This window comes from Chryseobacterium sp. JUb7, from assembly GCF_024806495.1.
GTDB lineage: Bacteria > Bacteroidota > Bacteroidia > Flavobacteriales > Weeksellaceae > Chryseobacterium.
Genome location: NZ_JANUFF010000026.1, coordinates 1 through 5,139, shown reverse-complemented (window position 1 = coordinate 5,139; position 5,139 = coordinate 1). Strand labels below are relative to the sequence as shown.

The following is a 5,139-nucleotide window of genomic DNA, read 5'->3' as shown; positions in this document are numbered from 1 at the left end:
CCACCTAATCTCCCCACCCACACATCCTTTGAAAAAAAAAACTTTTATAAAAAAAAATACAACAAAATATAAAAAAATTCTATAAAATATATTTTTTTTTGCGGGGGCGCCCCCCCCCCCCCCCCCCCGAAACTATACATTATATTTAATATTACCTACCCTATCTTTTTGTTTTACAAAAGTCCATCCTTTCAAAAAAGAGAATCTAGCATCATTGTTAATATTAACTTCTAACCTCTAATTTCTAACTTCTCCAATCCATCATTTAAACTTCTTTTTAAAGCTGAATTTCAACATATTCATCAGTCCGGGCTCAATAATATCAATTCCCAACCCGAAGTTGCTGTCTGCAACCTGATGATGTGCCTCTCTGAAAGCTTCAAAATCACGTCCAGGAATTTCAAGATTCACCAAAGGTTTATAATCTATGGAAACTGTTGCCCCATTCTTAGTTACTTTTTTACGGCTTGTATATTCAAAATACGGATTTGAAATAGTACTTTCCTGAACAGTATATTTTTCATCAGTATCAATTTTTTGATCTGTGTGCAGGCTTATTTCATATTTCTCACTGTCGAAATTATGCCAGAAAAGTAAATCTTTATGAATAAAATCTCTGGCACTGGCTTTAATAACATTTCGATCAAAATACATCAGAAATCGATTTTTCTGAGGATCTACAAAATAAGGGTTTTCAACATTGGCATGATACTGAATTTTAAACTCATTGAGTTTTTTGTCATCGCTTACTATATCAATCGATGCATCTTTAAATACATTTCGGACATCTGTGCCATTTCTGTCTCCTGAATAATTTAAGCTGTAAAACAAAAAATTATTCCAGCTGTCTACAATTTCTCTTTTATTGGTATTTTTAAAGAACCTTCTCATCGCATTGGCGCGATTTCCTTTATACAAGGTTGTTAATTTTAATTTCCCTGTGGTATCCTTAGCATTAAACTCAACTTTTTCATCAATACAGTAATATGAATATGTATATGATCTTCTCTCCTGAAGTTCACTATTGGGTTTTACTTCAAGATAATGCATGAAATAAATAAATCCACGGTTTTCTAATAAACCAAACTCATCACGGATCGTTGCATCTACAAAATATTCTTCTCCTTTATGGTTAATTTTTACAATAACATGATTGAAACTTAACAAAGACGGAAGATAATATTTAATATAAAAATCAGTGTGAAAATTCACCAGAACAATAGAAGAATCAATCCCCAGATAATCCAGAATTACTTTTAATAAAACCGATTTTGCCTTACAGTCACCCTGTTTGGTTTCATAAGTTTTTGATGGCTCCTGAGGCTTATGGCCGTTCATTTCATTAGCATTGAAGATGTAATAAATATTATTCTGTACATACTCAATAGCGAACTGAAGTTTTTCTTCCGGATCTGCGATAGCATCTAATTTTTCAACTAAGCTGGGTGCCAGTTCCTGAAGAGAAGATCTGTGGAAAATTTCTTCATAAATGGGGGCTATATAATTTGAAAGATCTTTCCAGCTGCTGTCTGTAGCAAAATCTATGTATGGAAAAATTTCACGGCTGGCATCTACCGGGTTGATATAATTTTCCTCTTTGATTATAAATTTTTCACCCTTTTTCAGATAACTGATTTCCGGCTTCAAAACATTCCCTTCTTCATCTCTGAAAAATGTCTTTTTATAAGCAATAGTCTGATCACGATCATTGATAAAAGTAAATTTAAAACTTCCATAGGCCCAATAATTATCGGGACTCACCCAAACATGCTTTGAAAATTCTTTTCTTAAAAAATCCCGCTCTGTAAAAGCTTTCACTCTGGAATCTTCTAAAATGAGAATATCATAAAGTCTTAAATCTCTTATTGTAATATTGATTTTTTTATTGCTGCTTAAAATTCCGCCACTGCTTTGGTTTTCGCTATCCAGCACTTTAATATTGGTATCTGCGATTTTATCTACCAAAACTCCATCTCTCAGAACACTTATCCTATGAATATGATATACTTCGTTTTCCTCTACAACAACATCTGAAACAGAAGCTCTTTCGAGATTTCCGGGCTCATTTAAAGTATAAGCCAAGCAAACGTACTCATTGTTTTCTGTATTGCTTGTATAATATTTTTTATCAAGAAAATAGCAGTAATCCCGACCTTCATCAACCTGTTTTCTTGAGAATTCCGATTCTCTGATCTTATTGATGAGCTCCTGATCAGAAATACTTTCTGTCCAGCTTTCAGGTTTTTGAATTTTGTAATTTTCAATCTGAATTTGATTTTCCATATTTATATTTTACTATTTTATGATTTTGGTTAAAAAAATTAAGGGGTTCAAATTAATTAATAAAAAATGAAAAAAGCAAGAGTAGAACAACGACACTGCTCAAATAGACTTTGGCACATTAATTGGCTGGTACACTCCAAATCCTAGTTATGAAAACTATTACAACAATTTTAAAAGGAATTATTCCGGCTTTTGCAATTTTTGCATTAACACAATGTACAACAACTACGAACGCAGCTGGCGGCAGTGAAAAAACATTTATCGTAGGCCCTCAAACTGCTGACTGTACAGGTGTTGCACCTATGAAATGTCTTCAGGTAAAAGAAACACCGACTGGTGAATGGACTAATTTCTATACCAATATCGACGGGTTTACTTACGAGCCCGGATATGAATATGTTTTAAAAGTAAAAACTGAAAAAATAGACAATCCACCTGCAGATGGTTCTTCCATTAAATATACTTTAGTAAAACAGGTTTCTAAAACTAAAAAATAATATATAAATCAAACACAATGAAAAATAAAACGTTAATTTTAACAGGAATGCTTGCCTTATCAACCATATTTGTTTCCGCGCAAAACTCTCCCCCACCTACAATAAAAGTAGTAAAAGGAAGTTCAGCTCAGCATAACGACGCAATGGTTTTAAAACAAACTATGATTATTGGTCCTAAACCGGGAAATTGCATAGGAATAAGCCAAAGAGGTGTATGCTATATGGTAAAAAAGGATAAAAAGCAAAAAGAATGGGAAACTTTTGATCAGCCTATTAAAGGATTTAAATATGTTCCCGGCTTTGAATACATAATCGAAGTGAAAATTCAGAGAGCTAAAGAACCTATTGAAGGCGTTAATGAAGAATATGTTCTTGTAAAACAGATTTCAAAGAAGAAAGTAAAATAAAAAAAACCTCCGAAAATTCGGAGGTTTTCTATTTCTAACCGTTGTGTTCATGGTCTTTAGGAGGTTTCGGATAATTTCCTTTTGTAACCTCTCCTAGGGTATTGGCTGTCGTCATTGCAACAACTAAATCATTCAGCATTCCACTTGCTGCCGTAGGTGAGTTGGGTAATAAAACCAGGTTACTCCTGCTGCTTGCTCCCACTGAATGTAAAGTATCGTAATGCTGCGTAACGACAATCAGCGCAGAAGCTTCATGAGAATTGATATCAACATTATTCAGCATTCTTACTGATTCTTCCAGACCTTTTGCAATTTCTCTTCTTTGATCTGCAATACCCTGTCCCTGTAATTTTTTGGATTCAGCTTCCGCCTTTGCAACGGCTACTATTCTGATTCTTTGCGCTTCAGACTCGTATTCTGCAGCTGTTTTTTCTCTTTCCGCAGCATTGATCCTGTTCATTGCATGTTTTACCTGCTCATCCGGATCGATATCCGTCACCAAAGCTTTGATAATATCATATCCATAGCTTTGCATTGCCTCCTGTAATTCACTTTTAACAGCAATTGCAATATCGTCTTTTCTTACGAAAACATCATCTAATTTTGTTTTAGGAACTTCTGCGCGTACAACATCAAAAACATAAGATGTAATCTGATTTTCAGGATTTTCCAAACGGTAATAGGCATCTTTTACATTTTCCCTGATTACCTGATATTGTACAGAAACTTTCATTTTAATGAAAACATTATCTAAAGTTTTCGTATCAATGATAACATCCAACTGTTGGATTCTCAGATTCAAACGCTTAGAAATCTGATCCAAAAACGGAATCTTCAAATGCAAACCAGCATGACTTACTTTTAAGAATTTACCTAATCTTTCTACAACTGCTGCAGACTCCTGCTTCACCGTGAAAAAAGAGGCAAACAATGTAATAAGTCCGAAAAAGACCAAAATACCTAAATATATCATAGTTTTTATTTTTTTAATGTGTCGTAATTATTGAAGATTTGTTAAAGGAAGCTTTTTAAAAGTCTATATTTTCAAAAGTAAGTAAAATTATCACATTTAACACATTGAAAGTCAAAACACTTTTTATTTGTTTCAAAAATCATGTTATTTATTAGACTCTTCGGAAAATACTTTAAGAAAAAACTTAATTTTGATTAATAATTATTAATTATGGTTGATGCTAAACAAATATTAAAAGCTCATGTATCAAAATTCGTTTCCATTCCAGACGAACAGTTTGATTATGTTTTCGGGCATTTTAATCTGATTAATCTAAAAAAGGGGCAAAGTTTAATTTCCGAAGGCGATTTTGTCGATCACGAATACTTTGTTCTTGATGGATGCCTTAAAGCATTTTACGTAAACGACAATATGAAAATGTTTATCCTTCAATTTGCCATGCCGAATTGGTGGGTAACGGATTTTGATGCCCTTTATAGTAAAAACAGAGCAACAATCAACGTAGATTGTATTACAAACGCAAGTATTTTATCTTTTTCTAATGAAGACCGTGAAAAAATCTGCAGTGAAATCCACGAAATGGAGCATTTTTTCAGATGGCGAACGAATAAAGGGTATGTTGCTGCCCAAAAACGCCTTCTTTCTTTCATGAATAATGATGCGAAATTCAGGTATGAGGAGCTTCTTGCGTTGTATCCGCAATTGTATAATTTGATTCCGAAACATTTGATTGCGTCTTACTTAGGAGTGACACGAGAAACTTTGAGTAGACTTCATCAGTGAAAATTGGTGGGAAGATGGGTGATGGAAGTTTATCATTGAAGTAGTTAATTTTATTTGAAGCTATTTCCCGCTTTCCGCACTCGCTATTTTTTGTTTTGGGGGGGGGGGGGGGGGGGGGGGGGGGGGGGGGGGGGGGGGGGGGGGGGGGGGGGGGGGAGGGGGGGGGGGGGGGGGGGGGGGGGGGGGGGTTTGTGGG

5 protein-coding genes are annotated in these 5,139 nt (G+C 34.7%); 3 read left to right on the top strand and 2 right to left on the bottom strand.

The genetic code is table 11. The annotated features are described in order from the left end of the window. Nucleotides 1–261: 261 nt before the first annotated feature. Complete coding sequence (locus M2373_RS22440; protein ID WP_259113722.1) at nucleotides 262–2,283, bottom strand: transglutaminase-like domain-containing protein; 2,022 nt, start codon at nucleotides 2,281–2,283, stop codon at nucleotides 262–264. Between the two features lie 149 nt (nucleotides 2,284–2,432). Here M2373_RS22440 and M2373_RS22435 point away from each other — a divergent pair, with 149 nt between their 5' ends. Continuing rightward, nucleotides 2,433–2,780 (top strand): DUF4377 domain-containing protein, encoded by a 348-nt coding sequence (locus M2373_RS22435; RefSeq protein WP_259113720.1) that lies wholly within the window; start codon nucleotides 2,433–2,435, stop codon nucleotides 2,778–2,780. A gap of 17 nt (nucleotides 2,781–2,797) precedes the next feature. Then, nucleotides 2,798–3,187 carry a DUF4377 domain-containing protein gene (locus M2373_RS22430; protein ID WP_259113718.1) on the top strand — a complete coding sequence of 130 codons (390 nt, stop codon included), beginning with the start codon at nucleotides 2,798–2,800 and terminating at the stop codon, nucleotides 3,185–3,187. Between the two features lie 34 nt (nucleotides 3,188–3,221). On the opposite strand, the gene M2373_RS22425 is transcribed toward M2373_RS22430, so the two are convergent. Further along, nucleotides 3,222–4,160 carry an SPFH domain-containing protein gene (locus tag M2373_RS22425; RefSeq protein WP_259113716.1) on the bottom strand — a complete coding sequence of 313 codons (939 nt, stop codon included), beginning with the start codon at nucleotides 4,158–4,160 and terminating at the stop codon, nucleotides 3,222–3,224. A gap of 210 nt (nucleotides 4,161–4,370) precedes the next feature. Between M2373_RS22425 and M2373_RS22420 the strand changes: the two genes are divergently transcribed. After that, nucleotides 4,371–4,943, top strand: a complete 573-nt coding sequence (locus tag M2373_RS22420) for a Crp/Fnr family transcriptional regulator (RefSeq protein ID WP_259113714.1) — start codon at nucleotides 4,371–4,373, stop codon at nucleotides 4,941–4,943. The last annotated feature ends 196 nt before the right edge of the window (nucleotides 4,944–5,139 follow it).